We start from the raw sequence: 24,120 nt of genomic DNA on the forward strand, positions 1-24,120 counted from the left end.
TATCTCTCTATATATTAAACCACTTTAGCAAGCTAAAGTGGTTTTTTTTATTTCTCGTTAGCCACAGCTATAGCGTAAAGAATGTCAAAAATCGTATCTTTAAACTATGAAAAATAAAAAGCTTCTTACGCTATTTCCACTCCTATCCTTCCTTTGTAGTACTGCTCAGGTACCGCTAGATCATATCAAATTTAAGCAAATGTATCGCTTAAAGAATAATACCGAAATTTATGTACCGCTAGGCAATGTGGCATTTGCAGATGCTATTATCTCTTTTAAAGAAGGTGAACCTAAAGCCTTAAAAAAGTATACCAACCCAAAAGCAGCTCTAGGAGAACCAGATTATAAGAAGTACCTCGATCAATCCTATGTCTCAATTGGATGTAAGGGTGAGCTCATCGTAGCATTTACAGACAACGGTTTTATTGATATAGATGGACCCGATTTATATTTTTTTGAAATAGGCCCCTCCATAGAAGCCTTTGAGATTGCCATTTCTAGCGATGCCAAAGAGTGGGTAACTATTGGACGTGTAGAAGGTGGAGCATCGCAAATAGATATTGCCTCAGCAGTAGAAAAAGAAGAAGAAAAAAAGATTTATTATTATGTAAAAATTAAAGATTTAGCCTCCTTTTGTAGTGGCCCAACGGCCGGTGCAGACATAGATGCAGTAGGTACTATTGGAGCCGTTTTAAAGTTGAATGTGAAGGCACATTTACTATTTGATACCGATTCCCATAATCTAAAAAGTCAAGCATTAAATAAACTAAACGATTTTATAGATATCATTAAAAAAATACCCAAAGCACAAATCGTAATTGCAGGACATACTGATAGTGATGCTAGCAGCAGGTATAATCATAATTTAGGATTAAATCGAGCTCGAGAAGTAGAAAAATTTTTAAAATTCAAACTAAACCCCTTAGGCGCTTACCGTTTTAAAAGCGAAAGCTATGGAGAGCAAAAGCCGGTAGCACCCAATGATACTCCCAGCAATAAACAAAAAAACAGGCGGGTAGAAATTATTGTTTTACCGCACGAGTCTTTTTATAAAGCTCCTTAGGTTTTTTGCTTTTTCTTTTTAGCGGCAGGAAAAAGTATATTATTTAGTATAAGACGATACCCCGGAGAATTAGGGTGCAAAGATAACTCTGTTTTAGGGTCTCCTACTTTATGCTGGTAATCTTCAGGATCATGACCACCATAGAAAGTAAAAAAGCCTTTCCCTTTAATACCGTGAATGTAACGTGCCTCATTATTTACCTTATTTTTCCCCATCACTAAAATATTTGGTTTTATAGTGTTTGGGTCAAAAGAAGTGGTTTGCCCCATAAACCCTTTGACCAAGGCAGTATGGTTTTGGCAAAGCATACTCGGAATAGGATCCCATTTAGCCGAAAAATTCATCAAGCTAAAATAATCTACTTCCTTTTTTATTTTTCGCTTACTGGTCATGTCTATACTTGAAAATTCATACACCATTGGGCTACGCTCCAAAATAAAATCCGTAAAAGCAAAGGTATTAGAATAGTTGATTTTACTTTGATAGGCAGGATCACTCGGGTCACCGTCAAACATAGGTTCACAAATATCTATTCCTTCGGCAGACAAGGCTATATCAAAACTATCTGTTGCACTACACATGGCAAACATGAAACCTCCCCCCACAACATAATCTCTAATTTTTTTAGCGACCGCTAGTTTAGCTTGAGAAACCTTATTAAAACCTAATTTAGTCGCTAGAGCCTCAGCTTGGTTTTTCTCCTCGATATACCAAGGTGTAGCCCGATATGCTCTATAAAATTTACCATACTGCCCTGTAAAATCTTCGTGGTGCAAATGCAACCAATCATAAAGTAATAGTTCATCTTGTAGCACCTCTGTATCATAAACGGTTTTATAAGGTATTTCTGCATAGGTAAGCACCATGGTTACTGCATCATCCCAAGGCGCTTGACCCTCTGGTGTATATACAGCAATTTTTGGCGCCTTCTCTAAAACCACAGCATCCATATTTTGTGAAGGACTGTCAATAAAATCGAGAATAGATTGGGTTTTGGCATCACTTAACAATTCAAATGAAACACCACGAATTTGACATTCTCGTCTTATTTCTTCTAAATCTGGAATTAAAAAAGACCCGCCTTTATAATTGAGTAACCATTTCACCTTGATTTGCTGCTCTAAAACCCAATAGGTTACACCATAGGCTTTTAAATGATCCTTTTGTCCTACATCATCCATAGGGATCAAAAGATAGCTCGCTTTCGCGGAAAAGCATAAGCTTAAAAAACTAAATAATAATAGCATCTTTTTCATAGCCCAAAAGATACAAAGAAAAGCGTATTAATAATTAAAAAGGTACTGAATCTTCGTCGTCTGCGTCTAAATCAGGTGAACCGAAAGCTGCCGAGGCCGATGGAAAATTTCCGCCAGGAAAGCTATCTTCATCTGCTTCTGTATTCATACTAGAGGGTATCTCGGATGGAAAGTCGAATTGATCTAAGTTATCAAATTTACCTAATTCTCCGATAAATTTAAGACGAATATTATCTAATCCTCCATTACGATGCTTAGCGATAATAAATTCGGCTTGACCTTCTGTAGGCGATTGCTCTTCATCATCCCATTCATCTATTTTGTAGTACTCAGGTCTATAGATAAACGAAACTATATCGGCATCTTGCTCAATAGCTCCAGACTCCCTTAAATCAGACAGTAATGGCCTTTTACTCCCGCCACGTGTCTCGACAGCACGTGATAACTGAGATAAGGCAATTACCGGTACATTAAGTTCTTTTGCCAAAGCTTTAAGGTTACGTGAAATGGTTGAAATCTCTTGCTCACGGTTTCCTCCTTTTTGCGTACCTCCTGCTGTCATTAATTGCAAATAATCAATTACAATTAATTTAATACCATGCTGAGAGGCCAACCTTCTGGCTTTAGCACGTAGATCAAAAATTGATAGCGAAGGGGTATCATCTATAAAAAGCGGAGCTTTCTCTAAGGCCTTTACCTTTACATTAAGCTGCTCCCATTCGTGCGTTTTTAATTTACCCGTTCTTAGTTTTTCTGATGAAAGTCCTGTTTCTGATGATATTAATCGAGTAATCAATTGAACAGATGACATCTCTAATGAAAAGAATGCCACAGGAATATCTTGACCTACGGCTATATTTCTAGCCATAGATAAGGTTAACGCCGTTTTACCCATACCAGGTCTAGCTGCCACGATTATAAGATCTGAAGGTTGCCAGCCCGAGGTTAGCTCATCTAATTTGGTAAAACCTGTAGGAATACCACTTAAGCCTTCACGGTTTGAAATTTCTTGAATTCGGCGTTTAGCTTGAATAACTAAACTTTGCGCAGTTTCTGATGATTTTTTAATATTGCCTTGCGTAACCTCATACAATTTAGATTCAGCTTTATCTAGTAAATCAAAAACATCTGTACTTTCTTCATAAGAATCTTCAATGATCTCACTTGATATTTTTATAAGACTACGTTGTATATATTTTTGCAGTATTATGCGGGAATGAAACTCGATGTGAGCAGAAGAAGAAACTTTTTGCGTTAACTGAATCAGATAATAATCGCCTCCACAAACTTCAAGTCGCAAATCTTTCTTTAACTGGTTAGAAACTGTTAATAAGTCAATTGGTTGACTGTCTTGAAACAATTTAAAAATAGCCTCAAAAATGTATTTATGCGCTTCTTTATAGAAAACATCAGGGTGTAAAACATCAATAGCCTCATCTACACCTTTCTTATCAATCATCATAGCACCCAACACAACCTCTTCTAAATCAACAGCTTGAGGAGGTATTTTTCCTTTTTGCAGTGATATAATATCCTGGTTTTTTTGGGTATAAGGTTTATTTTTCTTGACGTTTTCCATAGGTGCGAATGTAACAAAAATTATAAGGCTAATGCGCCAAATTGTATTTTCTAAAGTCAACAGGTTATCAACTAATCAACTGTTAATAACTTTTATTTTCTGTTAATAAAGGTAAAAAAATCCGAAGAGAAAATCTTCGGATTTAGCCATTACTATGTATATGGGTGTTTAGTCTTTATATGTACCCATTGCCAAATATTTATCCATTCTAGATTTCACTAAATCTTTTGGGGATAACTCTTTTAGTTCGGCATAAGATTCTAAAATTATCTTTTTTAGAGTTTTTACCATTTCAATTCTATCGGCATGTGCTCCGCCTAAAGGCTCTTTAATAATCGAGTCAATAACTTTAAGTCTTTTGGCATCTTTAGCGGTTAACTTTAACGCTTCTGCTGCTTGCTCTTTATGATCCCAGCTGCGCCATAATATAGAACTACAATTCTCTGGAGAAATTACCGAATACCAAGAGTTTTCTAGCATCATCACTTTGTCACCAACACCAATTCCTAAAGCTCCACCACTTGCTCCTTCTCCTATAACCACAACAATAACAGGAACTTGAAGGCGTGTCATCTCTAAAATATTACGCGCAATAGCTTCTCCTTGTCCGCGTTCTTCGGCTTCTAAACCGGGGTATGCTCCTGGAGTATCAATAAAAGTAACCACCGGTAAGTTAAACTTCTCTGCAGATTTCATTAAACGAAGCGCTTTACGGTAACCTTCTGGATTGGCCATTCCAAAATTTCTGTACTGTCTAGTTTTGGTATTGGTTCCTTTTTGTTGACCGATAACCATAAAACTTTGCTCGCCTATTTTACCTAGACCACCTACCATAGCTTTATCATCGGCTACTGTACGGTCTCCATGTAACTCTAAAAAAGTATCGCCGCAAAGTGCTTGAATATAATCTAAGGTGTAAGGGCGATTAGGGTGTCTCGAAAGTTGAACCCGCTGCCAAGCGGTTAAATTTTTATAAATTTCTTTCTTTTTTTCTTTGAGTTTTTTCTCTATTTGCTGACAGGTTTCAGAAACATCTACGTCATTATCTGTTCCTATTTTGCAAGCTTTATTAAACTCCTCTTGCAAGGCCTGTATTGGTTTTTCAAATTCTAAATATTCCATAATCGGGTATGGCTTTTGTAGTTTTTAGTAAGCAAATATATAAAACTTCTACGATGCACTTCAGCTTAACCCAAATTAATTATAAACTTTATCGTTTTGCTTTTTGCAGCAAAAAGATAGCTAAGATTCCAAAGACAATATTAGGCAACCATACGGCGAGCAATGGACTAAAGGTTGACCGCTCTGCAATAGTACCAAAAACCTTATCAAAAAAGACAAATATAAAAGCTATTGCAATTCCTATAGCCAGATTTACGCCCATCCCCCCTCTTCTTTTAACCGAAGATACCGATACCGCTATAATGGTTAAAATATAGGCAGAAACAGGTAAGCTTAAACGTTTATATGCCACTACTTGATACCGATTGATATTGGCTGAACCACGTCTTCTCTCCTGTTCGATGAATTCGTTAAGCTCATTAAAATTTAGAGTCTCGGCAATATATTCTACAGGGGTAAGCGCATCAAATTCAAATGGTAATAAGGTATCTAATTTGGTTTTACTTATCAAACGGTCATTGGGCTGCCCCACAATACGTTTTTCATAGTTATTAAGTACAAAAATACTATCGTCAAACTTAAGCCTACTGGCACTTATCTTAAATTTTAATTGGTTGTTTTCAAAATGCTCTAAGGTAAAATTACGTGCCGTTTGGGTAGCTGGATCAAAATTAGTCGCATAAATAAATTCATTATCATTAATTTGCCGAAATACATCTTGGGTTTCTTGAGCTGATTTACCACGTTTTAGATACTTCCATTTAAACTCATTAAACCCTTGGCTTGCATTTGGTGCCAAATACATACTTAAAACTAAAGCGCTTATACAAACAATGGTAGCTCCAATGAGGTAAGGGCGCAAAAAGCGAGTAAATGAAACACCAGAACTTAAAAAGGCTACTATCTCTGTATTATTAGCCAGCTTTGAGGTGAAAAATATTACCGACAAGAATAAAAATAAAGGGAAAAGTAAATTGGCAAAATAAACGGTGAAATCAATATAGTAATAAAGCACCTCTATAAAAGGCACTTCATTTTCTAGTATTTTATCAATTTTTTCGGCTAAATTTACTGTTATTCCTATGGGGATAAACAATAAAAGCAACATGACAAATGTACCTAGATAACGTTTAAGTATGTACCAATCTAATATTTTCACTCGCTTATAATCTTTTATCCATTTGCTTGACCATTTGATTTTTCCAACTTGTAAAATCACCGGCTAAAATATGCTTTCTAGCTTCGCGTACCAACCACAAATAGAATCCTAAATTGTGAATGGTTGCAATTTGCCTGCCAAGCATTTCATTCACACTAAACAAGTGCCTAACATATGCTTTAGAGTAGGCCGTATCTACCCAAGTAATACCCATTTCATCTAAGGGAGAGAAATCATCTTCCCATTTTTTATTTTTAATGTTTATGGTACCGTGAGCGGTAAATAACATACCATTCCTTCCATTTCGCGTAGGCATCACACAGTCAAACATATCTACTCCTAACGCAATATTCTCCAAAATATTAATAGGCGTACCTACTCCCATTAAATAACGTGGCTTATCTTCGGGTAAAATGGCCGTTACCACCTCGGTCATCGCATACATTTCTTCGGCGGGTTCACCAACCGACAGGCCACCAATTGCATTTCCTGGAGCACCGGCATTGGCAATATATTCTGCAGATTGCTGCCTTAAATCTTTATAAGTGCTTCCCTGCACAATAGGAAATAAGGTTTGCTCGTAACCATATAAAGGCGGAGTATCGTGAAATCGCTTTAAGCAGCGCTCTAACCAGCGATGTGTCATATGCATAGACCGCTTAGCATAATTATAGTCACAAGGGTAGGGTGTGCATTCATCAAAGGCCATAATAATATCGGCCCCAATTTGGCGCTGAATATCCATTACGCCTTCTGGAGTAAAAAAGTGGTAAGAGCCATCTATATGCGACTTAAACTTAACCCCTTCTTCTTTTATCTTTCGGTTAGCCGACAGAGAATAAACTTGGTACCCACCACTATCGGTAAGAATATTCCTGTCCCAGTTCATAAATTTATGCAAGCCCCCTGCCTTTTGTAAAATATCGGTGTGTGGACGCATGTACAAATGGTAGGTATTTCCCAGTATGATATCGGGATTTATTTCTTCTTTTAATTCACGTTGGTGCACCCCTTTAACCGTAGCAATGGTGCCTACGGGCATAAAAATGGGCGTTTCTATACTTCCGTGATCTGTGGTTATTGTTCCGGCTCTAGCCTTGCTACCCACATCATTCGCTTCAAGCTTAAATTGCATGCATAAAATTTTAGATGGGCAAAGGTAATTAATTTCTTAAAAGCAAACTGATCCTTGTTTCATTTATTAACTTTTATCCCTGTACGGATTGCCCTCCGTAAAGAAAACTAAAACCAAACTTACATTTATTTACTTTTATTTTCAATTGCCTACAAATAAAAGTATTTTTGCGCAAACAGATTTTAAACCACACAACAATGGCAAACACAACACAATTAGAAGATTTTGTTACGCAAGTAAGAAGAGATATTCTCAGGCAAGTACATAAGGTAAACTCGGGACACCCTGGCGGTTCTCTAGGTTGCGCAGAATTTTTTACGGCTTTGTACCAAGAAATTATGGACTATTCCACCGATTTTAAAATGGATGGCAAAAACGAGGATCTTTTCTTTTTATCAAACGGACATATCTCGCCTGTTTACTATAGCGTTTTGGCTAGAAGCGGATTTTTTCCCGTTGATGAATTGAACACCTTTAGGTTAATAGATTCTAGATTGCAAGGACACCCTACCACCCACGAAAATTTACCAGGAGTACGCATTGCATCGGGATCGCTTGGTCAGGGAATGTCTGTAGCCATTGGAGCAGCTCAAACTAAAAAATTAAATAAAGACAAACACTTGGTTTACTCTCTACACGGTGATGGCGAATTGCAAGAAGGGCAAAATTGGGAAGCCATAATGTATGCGGCCGGTAACCAAGTTGATAATTTAATTGCAACCGTTGATCTAAACGGACAGCAAATAGATGGCTCTACAGATCGTGTGTTACCTTTAGGTAATTTAAAAGATAAGTTTGAGGCTTTTGGCTGGGAAGTTTTAGAGGTTAAAAATGGAAACAACATTACCGAAGTAATTCAAGGATTGCAAGATGCAAAAGAAAAAACAGGTCAAGGAAAGCCGGTTTGTATTTTGTTGCATACGGTAATGGGTAACGGAGTTGATTTTATGATGCATACGCACGAGTGGCACGGTAAAGCTCCTAATGATGAGCAACTTGAAAAAGCCCTTGCGCAAAACCCAGAAACTTTAGGCGATTATTAATTTTTAAAAAGGACAAAATCATGAAAAAATATATAGACACTGGCAAAAAAGACACCCGTTCTGGATTTGGAGCCGGTTTGGAAGAATTAGGAAAAAAGAATGAAAATGTGGTGGCCCTTTGTGCAGACCTTACGGGTTCACTAAAAATGGATGCTTTTAAAAACAACCACCCAGAGCGCTTCTTTCAGGTGGGCATTGCAGAGGCAAATATGATTGGAATGGCGGCAGGTATGACCATAGGCGGTAAAATTCCTTTTACTGGTACTTTCGCAAACTTTTCAACAGGACGTGTGTATGACCAGATTAGACAAAGTGTGGCATACTCGGGTAAAAATGTGAAAATTTGTGCTTCACACGCTGGTCTAACGCTTGGCGAAGATGGCGCCACTCATCAAATTTTAGAAGATTTGGGGCTTATGAAAATGTTACCAGGTATGACGGTAATTAATACCTGTGATTATAATCAAACCAAGGCAGCAACTTTAGCTATTGCTGAACACGACGGTCCTGTTTATTTGCGTTTTGGAAGACCAAAAGTAGCTAATTTTACTCCAGAAGACCAAAATTTTGAAATTGGTAAAGCAGTACAATTAACCGAAGGAAACGACGTTACAATAATAGCAACAGGTCATTTAGTTTGGGAAGCATTACAGGCAGCCGAAACCTTAGCAAAAGAGGGAATTACGGCAGAAGTGATTAACATACACACCATAAAACCGCTTGATGCAGATGCCATTCTTGCCTCGGTTAGAAAGACGGGATGTGTAGTCACCGCCGAAGAGCATAATTATTTAGGTGGTTTAGGAGAAAGTGTAGCTCGTGTTTTAAGCACAGAACACCCAAGCCCACAGGAATTTATCGCCACTAAGGATACTTTTGGAGAAAGCGGAACTCCCGAGCAATTAATGGAGAAATACGGACTCAATGCTAAGTCTATTGTTGCTGCAAGTAAAAAAGTAATCCAAAGAAAATAAAACCATGTTTAAAAATTTTGTAAGCTTAATCCTAATTTTGCTATGCCTTAGCGGATGGGCACAAACCGACGAAAACGGATGGGGAGTAAAAGCCGGTCTAAGTCAAAACACGAATGGCGAATTAAAAAACCTGAGCAATGATGCCAAATTTGAAGCCGAAGCAGGCATTGGGTACCACATTGGGGTTTTTGGGAATATCAACTTAAGTCCCATTTACTTAAGACCTGAGCTAATTTACACCAAAACACAAAGTGAATATGACGGGGTAGATTTTGAATTGCAACGTCTGGACGTTCCCGTTTTAGTAGGCTTAAAACTGATAGGTCCATTGCATGTTTTTGCGGGTCCCAATTTACAGTATAATCTAGACAGTAAATTTGGTAATAAAGATTTAGAAAAACCTAATGAAGATTGGAGCTTAGGCTTGCACGCTGGTGCTGGGGTGCAGTTGGGAGATTTTGGTATAGATTTGCGTTACTCTCGTGGCTTTAGCGACAATGAGGTTGAATTTTTACAAAATAACTTTGACAATACACCAGAGTTAAATCGCTTAAATATTGATCAAAGTGAATTAATTCTAAGTTTATCCTTTAAGTTTTAAAGCTAACAGGCTACAACTAAATTAATGAATAGGCTCAAATTGCACCTTTAATTTGAGCCTATTTTTTTACTCGATTTTGTACTTAGGATGCAATTGATAATTTAAAAAATTGATTACAGTTTTCCTTCCCCATAATTTGTTGCTTTCCTCTTTATCGGTCTATTTAAAAAAATAAAATCCTAACGCAAGGCAATTATTCGTTTGTAAGAATTACTGTAAAATAAAAAAGGCCGTTTTCAAATAAAACAGCCTTTTTTGTACGCCATCAATTAAGTTATTAGTCGCGTGTTAATCGTTTGTATTTTATACGTTTTGGCATTAAGTCTCCGCCTAGACGTTTTTTCTTATTTTCTTCATAATCAGAGAAGCTCCCTTCAAAGAAATATACTTGCGAATCACCTTCAAAAGCTAAAATATGCGTACAAATTCTATCTAAAAACCAACGGTCGTGTGAGATTACTACGGCACAACCTGCAAAATTCTCTAATCCTTCTTCAAGTGCACGTAAAGTATTTACATCTAAATCGTTAGTAGGCTCGTCTAATAACAAAACATTGCCCTCTTCTTTTAGGGTCATAGCCAAATGCAAACGGTTACGTTCACCACCAGAAAGCATATTAACCTTTTTATTTTGCTCGCTTCCACTAAAATTGAATCGGCTCAAGTAAGCTCTCGAGTTCACCTCACGACCTCCCATCATAACTAATTCTTGCTCATCGCTAAAGTTTTGCCAAATGGTTTTCTCGGGATCAATATTAGAATGACTTTGATCAACATAAGCAATTTTGGCCGTCTCCCCTACTTTAAAAGATCCTTTATCTGGTGTTTCTTCACCCATTATCATTTTAAAAATAGTAGTTTTTCCTGCCCCATTAGGACCTATGATACCCACAATACCAGCCTGGGGTAAATTAAAGTTCAAATCTTCATACAACAATTTATCTCCATAAGCTTTGCTTACACCATTGGCTTCTATCACGTTTGTACCTAAACGCGGACCATTTGGAATATAAATTTCCAATTTTTCATCCATTTGCTTTTGGTCTTGACTCAGCAACTTATCATAATTATTTAAACGTGCTTTTTGCTTGGCCTGCCTACCTTTAGGCGCCATACGCACCCATTCTAACTCACGCTCAAGGGTTTTTTGACGTTTCGAAGCAGCTTTTTGCTCTTGCGCCATTCGTTTAGACTTTTGGTCTAACCACGACGAATAATTCCCCTTCCAAGGGATACCCTCACCACGATCTAATTCTAATATCCATCCGGCCACATTATCTAAGAAGTAACGGTCGTGGGTGACAGCAATCACCGTGCCTTTGTATTGCTGTAAATGGTGCTCTAGCCAATGTACCGACTCGGCATCTAAATGGTTGGTAGGCTCATCAAGCAATAGCACATCGGGTTCTTGTAAAAGCAAGCGGCAAAGTGCCACACGGCGGCGTTCACCACCAGAAAGCACCCCTATTTTTTTATCAGAATCTGGGGTTCTTAAAGCATCCATAGCAATTTCTAGCTTAGTATCAATTTCCCAAGCGTTGCTTGCATCTATCGCATCTTGTAACTTGGCTTGCTTATCCATTAACTTTTCCATTTTTTCGGCATCTTCATACACCTCTGGCAAAGCAAATTGATCATTGATTGCGTTATATTCATCAAGGATTTTCACCGTTTCGGCAACCCCTTCTTTTACCACTTCAAGCACGGTTTTATCTTCATCTAACTCGGGTTCTTGGGGTAAATAACCCACCGAGTAGCCCTGAGAAAATACCACATCACCTTGGTAGTTTTTTTCTTCGCCAGCAATAATGCGTAGCAAAGTAGATTTACCCGAACCGTTTAAACCTAAAATTCCGATTTTAGCTCCGTAAAAGAAGCTCAAATAAATGTTCTTTAATACCGGTGTATTCGCATTTTTATAGGTCTTGGTTACCCCAGACATAGAAAAAATCACCTTTTTGTCATCTGCCATGATAATATATTTAAAGCTGTTAATTTGGGCGTTACCCTATTTAGGGTCGCGCTATTCGTTGTATCTTTTTAGGTAAAACACCTAAAAAGGATGTCACTGCTATCGCTAACGCAAATATCTAAAAAATAAGTTGATGAAAATAATAAAGCCTTCAAGAAAAGAAACTTTATTTTTGTAGTAAAAATAACGCTATGCGGTTAGTTGATATAAAACAAAAGATAGATAAAGGGCAGCCTCTATTATTGTATTTTAGCGGAAAACAATGCAGTGTTTGCCACAGTCTTAAGCCTAAAATTAGAGCTGCGGTAACCGAAAACTTTCCTAAAATGGAGTTTCTTGAAATAGCTGCCGAAATGCACCCCGAAATCGCTGCTCATTTTCATGTGTTTCAAGTTCCTTGTTTATTGGTTTTCTTTAACCAAAAAGAATACATCCGTAAAGGAGGAAATGTTAGTGTACACGTTTTTATAAACGAAGTGGAGCGCTTATATACTTTATATGAACAAATGAAAAGCGACTAATGTTTAGATATACCTCTTCCACATTAAATAAAGGCTTTTAAGTCTCTCGATTTAAGTTATACCGTTTTAAGCCTAACGTACAAAGGATTTAATAATTTCAACCGATTTAAGATATACAAGATGCCACTCTTATCTAGTCTCTTAAATTACTTTAGGCTTTTGAATTACATGCTTAGCTTTATTATGAACTAAGTGTAATTCGGAAACAAATAGAAAAACAGCTTAAAAGAAATAGTTATATTTAGTAGATGTTAAAAGAGTGAAAGGTTGTCCTTAACTATTTACTAAGCATCGTCATATCCGCTCATTCCTCCAGATTACGGGATACTTCACAAACTTCTTATCTGAAATCACCTCAATCACATAAGTTTGGAAAACGCCGTTTCTAGTGGCCGGAGGCCTTTTATTGTCAAAAATCCACCGGTTTCTTTTTTCATTGATTTCTTCTAAATCAGAAAATTGATAATCTTTTAGCTTTTCTATACAAAGTGTATCTGCTTTTTCTGAATAAGAATAATATACCCCTAGATTTTTAAAATATAAATTTTTACCCCTTTGCGGGTGATTTAGAATCTTTTTTGAATGTATATCATTATTATAGCGGATAAAGATTGTGTCTTTCGGATATATCGATTTTTGCCCGAAAGAAAGTATCGGGCATAAAATCAATAGTAAACTTAAAATTTTAATTGCAGCCATTGGGAAAAGTGTTTTTCATATTAGTAATTTGATCTTTTATTGCTTGTTGTTCTTGTGGAGATTTTAGTTACCAAACTTTTATATCAGCGGTATTTAACTGTTTTTTTTAAAAGGTGTTAATCTAAAGATATGGCATCCCACACAAGATACGTACTGTAAGATTTCTTTTTAATAAAAATAAGACTGTTGCTTCCTATACCTTTTGGATATTCAAAATCTCTTTGCCTAAACTTTTCTACAGATAATTTTAAGGCACATTTAACCTCTTGAATGTTTTTTATCTTTTTAAATCCTCACGTAGCATAATAGTTATTTAAAACTATTTAAGTTTTTTGCAGTACCTTTATAATCAATTCTATAGGTGAAATATCTATTACCAGTTTTAAATATGACATTTAGCTTTGTATCCGTGAATTTTTTTTTGCTAAAAAATTCGTGTAAATCGCAAGAACCCATCTTACTCAGTTCTTTAGTTTCAACATAATTTACACTATTTAAATCAATACTTTTTCTTAATTCTTTACTAGTTAAAAACTCATCGAAGCCAACTCTATTGGGTACTAAGAATATATATGTATCCATTCCAAAAATATTATCGTTCCGCTTTACCTTGAATAAATAATGAATTTTTGAATGTTCATCTGTGTTTAGGTAGCCATCCTCGTCTAAAATATAGAAATTACTTTCTTGACAAATTGCTTGCATCGAGAATGATAAAAATAAATAGAAAATTAATTTATTCATCATTTAAAAATTTTAATTAATTGATTAGCGCACTTCACCTTTATATTTTCATCTAAACAAATGCAAATTTTCTTTTGTGCAAGGCCTTTTAATCCTATAAATAAAAGTAAACTAATTAATACAATTATGTGTCTCATTTGAAATAGCATTACTATTAAAATTTAAGGTTTTTGATGCCGCCAATAAACCCTATATTTAATAAAATAATTACCGCATTCCTCAATTAGATAGGTTACGAACATATTATTTTTATTGGTTGTATTTGGATAAGGAATACCATATTTCTTAATCAATAAAGGTTTTGTTTTCTCTTGCCATTTCTTTTCCAGATTATCTAAATCTTTTACCGCTGTAATACGATAATCCATTATACTACTAATTTGTAAAGTGTCCGACTCTCCGTTTTTTGGATAAATAAGGCCATTACCTTCATACAAATTAAAATTAAGACCATTCTTATTTCTAAATTTTTTTCCCCTGTAATGAGGTAATGAGCCATCATTCGGTTTAAATTTAAGATAAATAGTATCTTTCGGAATAACGATTTCCTGCGTAAAGCCCTGAAACCCAATAAGCAAAAGAAAATTAATTAGGACAGTTATGTGTTTCATTTGAAATAGCGTTATTTATTATTGAATCAATTTGTGATTGGTTTACAGAAGGATCATTCCACGCCTCTGTATTTTTAAGACCTATCCACGCAATAGCGTTGTAAAATGCATCGGAATGTTGGTTGTTATCAAAATCTTTTAAAGCATTTTTTATTAAAGTAATAAAATAAGCTGCCTTTAAGGTTACTGACTCGGGGTAGACTTTAAGTATAGCGGTAGTACCAACCACCAATGCGTGTATTAAATTGACAACTTTTGAAATCATTAAGTATACTTTGCATTTATTCTTAAAACCTATTCGTTGTAAAACACAAGTACTCGTAGTAGACATTTTTCATATACGAGTACGAGTGCTGAACAACCAATAGTTTTCGCAATATTATTGCACTTCTATTCTACTCTTTAACAATGCCACCTCATAGCAGGGAACAAAAGTTTTATCTAAGTCTGCTTTAAAAACTATAAAAATGTTATAGCGTTTAAAAGTCTTTTTTCTATTCTTTTCTAGATATTCATAATAGTAGGAATAATGTTTACTAAAAAATTGCCCTAGTTCTTTAATAGTAAAATCGTTTAGTTTTGCCATAAAAAGTTGAATATCCTCTAGGTTTCCTTTCCTTTTTAACTCTGTAATCATTTCTTTAGGTAATGAATATTTGTAATTATTATAAACACTATTGGAAATATGATTATGATAAAGACTCAAGTTCCAATTCTTACGCTTATTAACATGGTAATATTTGATTTTAACATTAGAATTTCCGTTTTCCTGAATTATAGAATCTATTCTTCTATCAACCACTAAAAAAAGACTTTTGGATACCGCTTGTGCAAAAGTACATTTTACAAATAGTATGAATATTATAATACTTATACAGTTTTTCATAGTAATTAGTTTGGACAGTTGTGGGTAGATGCAAATATATATTGTTGATAAGCTTGATTAATAAAATCCTTTTGATTTTGGGGCATATCATCAAAATAGCTCAATAACTATAGGGGATTTCGATGGTAAGTTCTATTTTTCCCTTTGCACTTGAGGGAAGAAGGATTATCTGAAAGTCCCCTCCATAGAAATCATAGAAAAATCTTTGGGGAATGCTATCACTTGAAAATTCAACTATGGGATAACCTTCGCTTCTCTGCATCTTGACTTGTCCAGAAAATTTTCCTCTCACATATATATTGGCATTATTTACAGTTTTATTTTTAGGAGCGGCCAAAGAAAAAATTTGCTTTTTATCAAAACGGTTTACTTCCCAACTTTCTTCTTTTTTTCCAGAACATGAAAAATGTAAAAATAAAACCCCGCACCAAAAAAAAATTCGGATGTATTTCATAACTCGTTGGTATTTTTAAGAACTGTAATATTCGGAATTACTGACCCATCTGGATTAGTTGGGCTTAAATATTTACTAAGCATCGTCATATCCGCTCATTCCTCCAGTTTGCGGGATACTTCACAAACTTCTTATCTGAAATCACCTCAATCACATAAGTTTGGAAAACACCGTTTCTAGTGGCCGGAGGCCTTTTATTCTCAAAAATCCATCGGTTTCTTTTTTCATTGATTTCTTCTAAATCAGAAAAATGGTAATCTTTTAAATGTTTTATACAGAGTGTATCTGCTTTTTCTGAGTAAGGGTAAAACAAAGCCATATCTCCTTCTTCCGTTTCAACATTAAAATAAATACCTAATTTTTGATTATACTTTCTTTCAAATTTAGCGTTCCAAGCTGCATTATTCTTCTCTTGATATTTCACATATATAGTATCTTTCGGATATATTGATTTTTGCCCGAAAGAAAGTATCGGGCACAAAATCAAAAGTAAACTTAAAATTTTAATTGCAGCCATTGGGAAAAGTGTTTTTCATATTAGTAATTTGATCTTTTATAGCTAGTTGTGCTTGAGGCATTTTTAGTTATCAAGCCTATGTCAAAATAAAAAAATCTTAACTATTTTAAATACCTCTTCTAATAACCCACTGTTATTAAAAGAGGTTCTATTTTTAAATTACCCAAATAGGGATTTGTAAGTACTCTACCCAGCGATTATTTTCTTTTTTAAATACTTTTAAATTGCCCTCCCCATGCAAAGCATCATAATTGCGCTCATAGTAAATTAGGAAATACTTCCCCTTTTCAAAAAACAATGGTTCTGAAAACCCAAATGTTGGCGTGCCTGGAGATTTATCGATTTCTTCGTTTTTAATTTCAAAAGGAAAATTAAATTTTTCGGTTTTCCAATTAAAACTAGTTATTTTAGGGAGCTCAATCTTTTCAAAATCTGTATTTTCTATTAAAAAAATTACTTTTTCTGAATCTACACCCAAGGTACTCCCATTACCATAAGAATAAACAAGATTCTTTTCATTAAAAAAGTCAAAATCTAATTTATTCTTTAAATCTATGGGTCTAAGGTTAATTTTAATTGCAGAACCTTTTTCTAAATTTGTAATACTATAAATTGTCTTATTCAAAACTTTATAGTTTTGGTTCACATTCGAAGGCTCTATTGTTTTGCAACTAATATGGAGTACTACACAAAGCGTTAATATTATATATTTCATAGCAAAAAAATTAAGGGCAAACTTGGACACCTTTAGGCGCAATACCATTTACTGTCTGGCTAAGTTGCTCGGCACTAAGTGTATTCAAAATTCGTTGTTGATCTGTTTGATTTGGAACAGCTTCTTTAAAAATAGGATTTAAAATATAATTATTTGTATTTGAAGGGTCTTTAATATGGGTTAAACCACCCCAAGCCATATCGCTATAAAATTGATTAGATAAATTATAACCTTGTTTCTGCCCAAACTCTTTCAATGCAAGTGCAATTTCAGAAATTATGTTTTCTAATATAAAAAAAGCGTGGTGGGTGTCATTTGCGTTATTATTATAATTAGATCCATATTCATCTAATAAACTCTTATAACTTTTGTCGATATTTTGATATCTATAAACAAAAACTAAATAAGCATGAAAACCTTCGTGTATTATAGTACGAGCTACAGAAATATCTGTACCTTTTTGAATATTATCATAATATATTCTTGTTTCGACAAAAGATCCATGTTTAACGGTAGGATTCGTAGATGCGTTAGCGTCTGTTAATCCGTTTGCATTTTCTGCAATTATAGACCAATTAAAATTTTTTGGCACTGTACTATGACCAACAAATTTATCCATTACTTTTGAAAACTTACCGTTACTTGATAAGATTAAATCTAAAACAATATTATCTAGGCATTCAGGCAATATATATATTAATGAATCCTCCCAATCCACTTCTGCATCGGATTGTCCATCACCATCATTGTCTTGCAGCGCTGGCATAGCTTCGCGTAAAAAAGCAAATGCTTCATCGCTATAATTATTTTGAACTAAAAAATCTATAACATTTTGTTTTTGTGCATCCTTTTCAAGCATATCATCAAAACTGCTATAAACAAATTCTAAATCGGTTATAGGGTTTTGGGAATCTTTATAGTCTTGCAATGCCTCATGAAAATGATTGATCGCATTGGTGCTAAATGAAGATTCATATAATAAAGATATTGAATTTATAAAGAACTGTAGGTGTTCTTGTTTCATTAAGTAATTTAAATCGGCTAAACTAATACCTAGGAAGTCACTTATGTGCTGCGGACTGTATTCATCGGCTAAAATACCCATTAATATTCTATCACAAGGGTCAGTTATAGGTTCATTCGCATCTACCGGCTCTGTATAAATTATTAAATTACCTGGTTCTGTGCCTGTAGAAACGGCCCATTTTTCTATGCTAAGAGGAAATTCAACACCAGCTTTAAATCTATGCCCAGGTGTGTGTGTGTGTGTGTGTGTGTGTGTGTGTGCAAGCAATTGCTTGCTTTTTACTTAAATACATAGTTTAATTGTTAATATTTCCTCAAACTTACCTATAATCCTGTAAAATTGCAAATAATCTAAAAAATATAATGAAATATACCCAATACCGGGTAGGTAAGAAAAAACATAGCAATCTAGCCCATTTTACAAGGAAGCCTTACAGCATCAAGCTTAGAGGAAAGAAAACTATAAAAAACAGCCTACTCCTTTATAAAACGAAGAACTTGAAGATCATTTAAATCATATAAAATTAAAGCTTCTTCCTGTAAAGCATATTTACGTGCTTTTAACAGGGCTCTGGTGTAATTTTTAGCCAGGTCTTGTTTTTCTTCTGGGCAGGCCTTTCTAGTTTGTGCAATGCTATTTATATGAAAACTAGTGGCATCTAATTTTTTTATGCTTCCGTTATATGCGTTGCATAGGTTGTTGCCATATACTTTTTGGGTTGCCAAATCAATTTGTAGACGAGGGGTATCGTCAAGACCGTCTAAAGGTTCTTCATTTAAAGTAGAAAGCTTCCAATTACCGTGTAGTTGAAATAGCTCATCTTTCTTTTCTTGTATAACCTCAATCAACTTATAGTTTAGGTTAGACATATCGGCGGGTAAATTATTTGCTTCTTTTTTAATCAGCTTCACTTTAATTTTCTGAAAATAACCCGGTTTAAACTCAAAGCCCTCTATAGCATTGTAAAAGTAGGTATAACTCAGCGTATCGCTCCACTGGTCGGCATCGCTCACCATTAAACAATTTTTGGTGCCAGCTCCTGCATCGCAATTGCTTCGGTAAGCATTCACCCAAAACACGGCTATATCTTTTTCATTTTCCAACTTTTTGTCAGACCGGCAAGCTGTCAGTGAAAACAAAAAAATTAGCGTTAAAACAGAGAATAACTTGTACTTCATAAAATTTTAGTGGCTAAAGAAATTTTGGTAATTAAAATTACACGCGCCCTTTCAAAGCATTGAAAACCCATGCAATGGCAAAAAAACCAATACCAACGGCTGCAAAACCATATCCGGCTACATCATTGTATCTAAATGCGCCTAATGCAATTAAAGCTACACCTACAATAATCATAATAAAAGTTGCCCAAGCTAATACTGTATTTTTATTCATCGCCATGAAATCGAATTTATAATTTAGATTAACAAAAATACAATCAAATTATAGAATAATCCAATTTTATAAGCGAGCATTGGTTTATTAGCCGTAGTATTTTTGTATTTTCGTGGCTTTAGTCGGCTTTAAGCCGAACGAATAACCCACTAAGATCAATTATTTGAAATAAAATGGATATAAAATTCAATAAAAACGAAGACCATAACAAATTACTCGTTGCAGACCTAAAACATAAACTTAAAAAAGTGTATTTGGGTGGCGGTGAAAAACGAATAGAAAAGCATCACGCTAAAGGAAAAATGACGGCGCGTGAGCGTATAGATTTCTTGTTAGACCAGCCTAAAGAGGCGATAGAAATTGGTGCCTTTGCAGGTGAAGGCATGTATGCAGAACACGGGGGTTGCCCCAGTGGTGGTGTTGTGGTTAAAATAGGTCACGTACAAGGTAAACAGGTTATTGTGGTTGCCAATGATGCTACTGTAAAAGCTGGCGCTTGGTTTCCCATTACCGGAAAGAAAAACTTACGTGCTCAAGAAATCGCAATAGAAAATAGGTTACCTATTATATATTTGGTAGATAGTGCTGGGGTTTACTTGCCTATGCAAGATGAAATTTTTCCCGATAAAGAGCATTTTGGAAGAATTTTTAGAAATAATGCAGTTATGAGCAGTATGGGTATTACTCAGATTGCTGCGGTTATGGGTAGTTGCGTAGCAGGAGGTGCCTACTTGCCTATAATGAGCGACGAGGCTTTAATCGTAGATAAAACAGGAAGTATTTTCTTAGCAGGTAGCTATCTAGTGAAAGCAGCCATTGGTGAGAGTATAGATAATGAAACCCTTGGCGGAGCTACCACTCATTGCGAAATAAGCGGCGTTACCGATTATAAGGCTAGCGATGATAAAGATGCTTTAACCAAAATTAAAAATATTGTAGATAAAATAGGAGATTTTGATCAAGCCGGCTTTAATCGAAAAAAATCCGCTCCGCCAAAATTAGATGAGCAAGAACTTTTTGGACTCTTACCGGCCAAGAGAAGCGACCAATATGATATGATGGATATCATTAAACGTATAGTTGATGATTCTGCTTTTGAAGAATATAAAGCTGGTTATGGCCAGACCATAATCACCGGTTATGCTCGCATAGACGGTTGGGCCGTAGGTATTGTAGCCAATCAGCGTAAAATTGTTAAAACCAAAAAGGGTGAGATGCAATTTGGCGGCGTAATCTATTCTGACTCTGCCGATAAAGCTACGCGTTTTATTGCCAATTGTAACCAGAAAAAAATCCCGCTGGTATTTTTGCAAGATGTTACGGGATTCATGGTAGGGAGTAAAAGCGAACACGGCGGAATAATTAAAGACGGTGCCAAAATGGTTAATGCGGTGAGCAACTCGGTGGTACCCAAGTTTACCATCGTAATAGGTAACTCCTACGGTGCAGGAAATTATGCGATGTGTGGTAAAGCTTATGACCCCCGACTTATAGCGGCTTGGCCTAGTGCAGAATTGGCAGTGATGAGTGGTAACTCTGCAGCCAAAGTATTGTTACAAATAGAAACGGCATCGCTTAAAAAGAAAGGAGAAGAAATTACTCCCGAAAAAGAAAAAGCTTTGTTCGATAAAATCAAAGCAGATTATGACAAGCAAATTAGTCCGTATTACGCGGCAGCCAGAATTTGGACCGATGCGGTAATCAACCCGTTAGATACGCGTAAATGGGTATCAATGGGTATTGAGGCGGCTAACCACGCTCCTATTACCAAAGATTTTAATCTTGGCGTAATTCAAACTTAATAAAGTTATCAACTTATAATTCACCGGGATGCAAACCTAAACGGCTAATTGCATTCCGGTTATTTTTTTAAAAAAGTTGTATCTTCCCTATAGTTAATTTAGGAAAAAGTCTTCTTACATGCGTTTGTCTTCAATTCTTTGTTTTATTCTACTCGGCTTCTCGATGCAAGCACAATTACTCGATTCTAAACCATCAAACTTTACTCGTGCCGACAGCTTACGCGGAAGTTTACGCCCAGAAAGATCTCATTTTGATGTGCTAAAGTACAATCTAGACATCAGCTTAGACATTAAAAATAAAAGCATACAAGGGTTTAATGAAATTACAGCAAAGGTGCTTAAAGAGCAACGCTTTATGCAGCTTGATTTATTTAAGAATATGCAAATAGATTCGGTAATTTATCAAGGGAGAACACTAGCTTATGAGCGTGAAGGAAATGCTTTTTTCATCGATTTTGAAAAAAAATTACCAGCGGGAAAGCAAATCGTTTTTAGCGTATACTATAGGGGTAAACCTAAGGTTGCAGTTAATGCTCCTTGGGATGGTGGATTTATTTTTTCAAAAGACAAAAATGGGAATCCTTGGGTAAGTGTGGCCGTACAAGGCACAGGAGCCAGTTTATGGTATCCCAACAAAGATCATTTAAGCGATGAACCCGAAAGTGCGCGCATCCACGTAAGTGTACCTAATGGATTAATGAATGTGTCAAACGGCCGACTGGTGGGTAAAAAAGCAATTTCACCCGATCTCACGCGTTGGAGCTGGGAGGTTAAAAACCCTATTAACAACTACAATATTATTTTAAATGTAGGAGATTATACTTTAATAAAAGACGAATATAAGGGGTTAGATTTACATTATTACGTGCTTTCTTATAACGAAGATAAAGCCAGGCAGCATTTTAAGGAAGTAAAACCAATGATGGATTGTTTTTATGAGAAATTTGGCGCCTATCCATTTATTGAAGATAGTTACAAGTTGGTAGAAACCCCCTATTTGGGTATGGAACACCAAAGCGCCGTAGCCTATGGTAATCAATTTAGCAATGGCTATCTGGGTAGAGATTTATCGGGAACTGGTGTAGGTTTAAAATGGGATTTTATCACCATTCACGAAAGCGCGCATGAGTGGTTTGGCAACTCTATAAGCGCCAGCGATATAGCCGATTTATGGATTCACGAAGCTTTTACAACCTATGCAGAATCAATTTATGTGGAGTGCCGTTGGGGTAAAGAGGATGCGCTAAAATACCTTTACGGAATTAGGGCAAATATTAATAACCAATCTCCTATTATTGGCACCTACGGAGTAAATCATGAAGGCTCTGGAGATATGTACTATAAGGGAGCTAATATGCTAAATACACTACGTAGTATAATTGATGATGACAAAAAATGGTGGGCTTTGTTAAAAGCCTTTAGTCTCAACTTTAAGCATCAAGTAAGCAACACCCAAGAAGTAGTGGCTTTTTTTGAGGCGCATACGTCTGTAGAGGTTAGTCCTATTTTTCTTCAATACCTCAATTATCCCGACTTACCTGAATTGCAAATCAAAGAAAAGCAAGGTAAATTATTCGGTCGTTGGGTAGCCGATGTTCCTAATTTTTCTATGCCCATTCGGCTAGGTAACCAACAGAAAAATAAAGTTTTTGATTTAAACACCCAATGGCAAACTATTGATTTTGATTTAAGCCTTGATGAAATTGGCTATCCCCGTGCGGAGTACTACATCCGCTTTAAGCGAATAAAAAAATAAAAGTTTCTTTAAGTATTATGCGTTTTTATTTAGATAGCTGGCTAAGGTTTGTTGTCTTTGCACTTTTCCTGTGTGGGTTTCGGTAAATTTTGCAACGCATAAAATTTTCTTGGGTAGTTCATATTTTTCCAAGTTCTTCATATTATTCAACCTATTATAAAGATCTTGTTCGGTTACTGCTGAGGGAGCGGTTTCAACTACCAAAACTACTTGTTCGCCCAAATCCTTATGCGGTAAACCAGCAACAAAGAATCGTTCTGGAAGCAAATTACTCAACTTACGCTCAATAACTTCGGGAAAAACCTTAACACCTCCGGTATTAATCACTCGATCATACCTACCCTTCCAATAAAAACTATGCGCATCGAGCAGCTGCACAACATCATTTGTTTGTATTTTAGTTGGTGAAATTCGCGGCGCGTCAATTTGCAAACAATTGCGTTGATCTACGCTTAAACTAACTTGAGGCAGCGCCGTAAAAGCTACGTTTTTTTGCGGGGTATGATTCACTGGTCGGGCCGCAATATGGGTTATGGTTTCGGTCATTCCATAAGTTTCAAAAACTTGGGTTTTTAAAGCTTGAACAGCCTGTACTTGTAAGTTAGACAAAGCGCCACCGCCAACAATCAATTTATTTATGTTATGCAAATCATCAAGGCTATGACTCACTTGAAAAGGGGTCATTGCAGAAAAATCATATTGTTTGGTGTTAGCGTCAAGCGGATTTGATCTTGGTAAGCCCAAATCTAGATGCCAGCCCAGCTGCATGGCCCTTACCAACATCATTTTACCAGCTATATAACTCACTGGTAAGCACAAAAAAGCCGAAGTTTGCGCAGGAAGATTAAAATACTCTCCTGTAGCCTCTGCCGAAGCCCGCATAGCCGTTTTACTTAATTTAATACTCTTTGGTTTTCCTGTAGAGCCAGAGGTTTGCACTTCAACCTCAGCATTGGCCGATTGCCAATCGGTGATAAAATCATTTACCGCTGAATAAAAAGCTTTTTTTTCTGCAGTAAGTTCATTTAAACTTTGGGTTTTAAAGGCAGTATAATTTAATCCGTTAAGTTTAAAATCTGGGTGCATAATGGA

At 35.8% G+C, this 24,120-nt stretch carries 25 protein-coding genes; 7 read left to right on the plus strand and 18 right to left on the minus strand.

Annotated features, from left to right (window positions below):
* The first annotated feature begins 106 nt into the window (after positions 1–106).
* Positions 107–1,063, plus strand: coding sequence for an OmpA family protein (locus ACFSQ0_RS06335; protein ID WP_379045765.1), 957 nt, complete (start codon positions 107–109; stop codon positions 1,061–1,063).
* Here the strand turns inward: ACFSQ0_RS06335 and ACFSQ0_RS06340 are convergent.
* From ACFSQ0_RS06340 to tgt, 5 genes are all read right to left on the minus strand, one after another.
* A complete protein-coding gene (locus ACFSQ0_RS06340) occupies positions 1,060–2,319 on the minus strand; it encodes an asparagine synthetase B (RefSeq protein WP_379045768.1) in 1,260 nt (419 codons plus the stop codon). The two genes, ACFSQ0_RS06335 and ACFSQ0_RS06340, sit on opposite strands and share 4 nt — an antisense overlap.
* Positions 2,320–2,353: 34 nt before the next feature.
* Entirely contained in the window at positions 2,354–3,898 is a 1,545-nt protein-coding gene (dnaB, locus tag ACFSQ0_RS06345; RefSeq protein ID WP_379045770.1) for a replicative DNA helicase, read from the minus strand.
* Between the two features lie 168 nt (positions 3,899–4,066).
* Positions 4,067–5,020, minus strand: a complete 954-nt coding sequence (locus tag ACFSQ0_RS06350; RefSeq protein WP_379045773.1) for an acetyl-CoA carboxylase carboxyltransferase subunit alpha — start codon at positions 5,018–5,020, stop codon at positions 4,067–4,069.
* 88 nt (positions 5,021–5,108) lie between these two features.
* Entirely contained in the window at positions 5,109–6,179 is a 1,071-nt protein-coding gene (locus ACFSQ0_RS06355) for an LptF/LptG family permease (protein WP_147860932.1), read from the minus strand.
* A 4-nt stretch (positions 6,180–6,183) separates the two neighbouring features.
* A complete protein-coding gene (tgt, locus tag ACFSQ0_RS06360) occupies positions 6,184–7,314 on the minus strand; it encodes a tRNA guanosine(34) transglycosylase Tgt (protein WP_379045777.1) in 1,131 nt (376 codons plus the stop codon).
* Positions 7,315–7,511: 197 nt separating this feature from the next.
* Between tgt and ACFSQ0_RS06365 the strand changes: the two genes are divergently transcribed.
* Genes ACFSQ0_RS06365 through ACFSQ0_RS06375 form a run of 3 tightly spaced genes read left to right on the plus strand, consistent with a single transcriptional unit; the run spans position 7,512 to position 9,932 of the window.
* Positions 7,512–8,357 carry a transketolase gene (locus tag ACFSQ0_RS06365; RefSeq protein WP_379045779.1) on the plus strand — a complete coding sequence of 282 codons (846 nt, stop codon included), beginning with the start codon at positions 7,512–7,514 and terminating at the stop codon, positions 8,355–8,357.
* Between the two features lie 20 nt (positions 8,358–8,377).
* A complete protein-coding gene (locus tag ACFSQ0_RS06370; RefSeq protein WP_379045782.1) occupies positions 8,378–9,331 on the plus strand; it encodes a transketolase family protein in 954 nt (317 codons plus the stop codon).
* Positions 9,332–9,335: 4 nt separating this feature from the next.
* Positions 9,336–9,932 carry a porin family protein gene (locus ACFSQ0_RS06375; RefSeq protein WP_379045785.1) on the plus strand — a complete coding sequence of 199 codons (597 nt, stop codon included), beginning with the start codon at positions 9,336–9,338 and terminating at the stop codon, positions 9,930–9,932.
* Between the two features lie 277 nt (positions 9,933–10,209).
* On the opposite strand, the gene ettA is transcribed toward ACFSQ0_RS06375, so the two are convergent.
* Positions 10,210–11,904, minus strand: a complete 1,695-nt coding sequence (gene ettA, locus ACFSQ0_RS06380; protein WP_379045788.1) for an energy-dependent translational throttle protein EttA — start codon at positions 11,902–11,904, stop codon at positions 10,210–10,212.
* A gap of 191 nt (positions 11,905–12,095) precedes the next feature.
* On the opposite strand from ettA, the gene ACFSQ0_RS06385 reads away from it, so the two are divergent.
* The gene (locus ACFSQ0_RS06385) at positions 12,096–12,425 is read left to right on the plus strand and encodes a thioredoxin family protein (protein ID WP_379045791.1); all 330 of its coding nucleotides are present in this window, start codon (positions 12,096–12,098) and stop codon (positions 12,423–12,425) included.
* A 294-nt stretch (positions 12,426–12,719) separates the two neighbouring features.
* Here ACFSQ0_RS06385 and ACFSQ0_RS06390 read toward each other — a convergent pair whose 3' ends face one another.
* From ACFSQ0_RS06390 to ACFSQ0_RS06440, 11 genes are all read right to left on the minus strand, one after another.
* On the minus strand, positions 12,720–13,124 hold the full coding sequence (locus ACFSQ0_RS06390; RefSeq protein WP_379045794.1) for a hypothetical protein: 405 nt from the start codon (positions 13,122–13,124) through the stop codon (positions 12,720–12,722).
* A gap of 309 nt (positions 13,125–13,433) precedes the next feature.
* Positions 13,434–13,871 carry a hypothetical protein gene (locus tag ACFSQ0_RS06395; protein WP_379045797.1) on the minus strand — a complete coding sequence of 146 codons (438 nt, stop codon included), beginning with the start codon at positions 13,869–13,871 and terminating at the stop codon, positions 13,434–13,436.
* A gap of 158 nt (positions 13,872–14,029) precedes the next feature.
* Positions 14,030–14,479: a hypothetical protein gene (locus ACFSQ0_RS06400; protein ID WP_379045800.1), complete on the minus strand. Its 450-nt coding sequence runs from the start codon at positions 14,477–14,479 to the stop codon at positions 14,030–14,032.
* Entirely contained in the window at positions 14,454–14,744 is a 291-nt protein-coding gene (locus ACFSQ0_RS06405) for a hypothetical protein (RefSeq protein ID WP_379045803.1), read from the minus strand. The genes ACFSQ0_RS06400 and ACFSQ0_RS06405 overlap by 26 nt, the downstream gene beginning before the upstream one ends.
* Before the next feature lie 114 nt (positions 14,745–14,858).
* Positions 14,859–15,365, minus strand: a complete 507-nt coding sequence (locus ACFSQ0_RS06410) for a hypothetical protein (RefSeq protein WP_379045806.1) — start codon at positions 15,363–15,365, stop codon at positions 14,859–14,861.
* Between the two features lie 100 nt (positions 15,366–15,465).
* Positions 15,466–15,819 (minus strand): hypothetical protein, encoded by a 354-nt coding sequence (locus tag ACFSQ0_RS06415; RefSeq protein WP_379045809.1) that lies wholly within the window; start codon positions 15,817–15,819, stop codon positions 15,466–15,468.
* Positions 15,820–15,904: 85 nt separating this feature from the next.
* Positions 15,905–16,336, minus strand: coding sequence for a hypothetical protein (locus ACFSQ0_RS06420; protein ID WP_379045812.1), 432 nt, complete (start codon positions 16,334–16,336; stop codon positions 15,905–15,907).
* A gap of 154 nt (positions 16,337–16,490) precedes the next feature.
* Positions 16,491–16,961 carry a hypothetical protein gene (locus ACFSQ0_RS06425; RefSeq protein WP_379045815.1) on the minus strand — a complete coding sequence of 157 codons (471 nt, stop codon included), beginning with the start codon at positions 16,959–16,961 and terminating at the stop codon, positions 16,491–16,493.
* A gap of 100 nt (positions 16,962–17,061) precedes the next feature.
* Positions 17,062–18,345: a hypothetical protein gene (locus tag ACFSQ0_RS06430; RefSeq protein WP_379045818.1), complete on the minus strand. Its 1,284-nt coding sequence runs from the start codon at positions 18,343–18,345 to the stop codon at positions 17,062–17,064.
* Positions 18,346–18,551: 206 nt separating this feature from the next.
* Positions 18,552–19,181 carry a DUF4377 domain-containing protein gene (locus ACFSQ0_RS06435; RefSeq protein ID WP_379045821.1) on the minus strand — a complete coding sequence of 210 codons (630 nt, stop codon included), beginning with the start codon at positions 19,179–19,181 and terminating at the stop codon, positions 18,552–18,554.
* A 112-nt stretch (positions 19,182–19,293) separates the two neighbouring features.
* Positions 19,294–19,470 carry a CAL67264 family membrane protein gene (locus ACFSQ0_RS06440; protein WP_255504407.1) on the minus strand — a complete coding sequence of 59 codons (177 nt, stop codon included), beginning with the start codon at positions 19,468–19,470 and terminating at the stop codon, positions 19,294–19,296.
* 173 nt (positions 19,471–19,643) lie between these two features.
* Between ACFSQ0_RS06440 and ACFSQ0_RS06445 the strand changes: the two genes are divergently transcribed.
* Both ACFSQ0_RS06445 and ACFSQ0_RS06450 read left to right on the plus strand, forming a co-directional pair.
* Positions 19,644–21,272, plus strand: coding sequence for an acyl-CoA carboxylase subunit beta (locus ACFSQ0_RS06445; RefSeq protein ID WP_379045824.1), 1,629 nt, complete (start codon positions 19,644–19,646; stop codon positions 21,270–21,272).
* A 118-nt stretch (positions 21,273–21,390) separates the two neighbouring features.
* Complete coding sequence (locus ACFSQ0_RS06450) at positions 21,391–23,028, plus strand: M1 family metallopeptidase (protein ID WP_379045827.1); 1,638 nt, start codon at positions 21,391–21,393, stop codon at positions 23,026–23,028.
* Positions 23,029–23,043: 15 nt separating this feature from the next.
* Here the strand turns inward: ACFSQ0_RS06450 and ACFSQ0_RS06455 are convergent, their stop codons facing one another.
* Entirely contained in the window at positions 23,044–24,114 is a 1,071-nt protein-coding gene (locus ACFSQ0_RS06455) for an AMP-binding protein (protein ID WP_379045830.1), read from the minus strand.
* Positions 24,115–24,120: the final 6 nt, after the last annotated feature.

It is taken from the genome of Mesonia sediminis (assembly GCF_042684705.1).
GTDB lineage: Bacteria > Bacteroidota > Bacteroidia > Flavobacteriales > Flavobacteriaceae > Mesonia > Mesonia sediminis.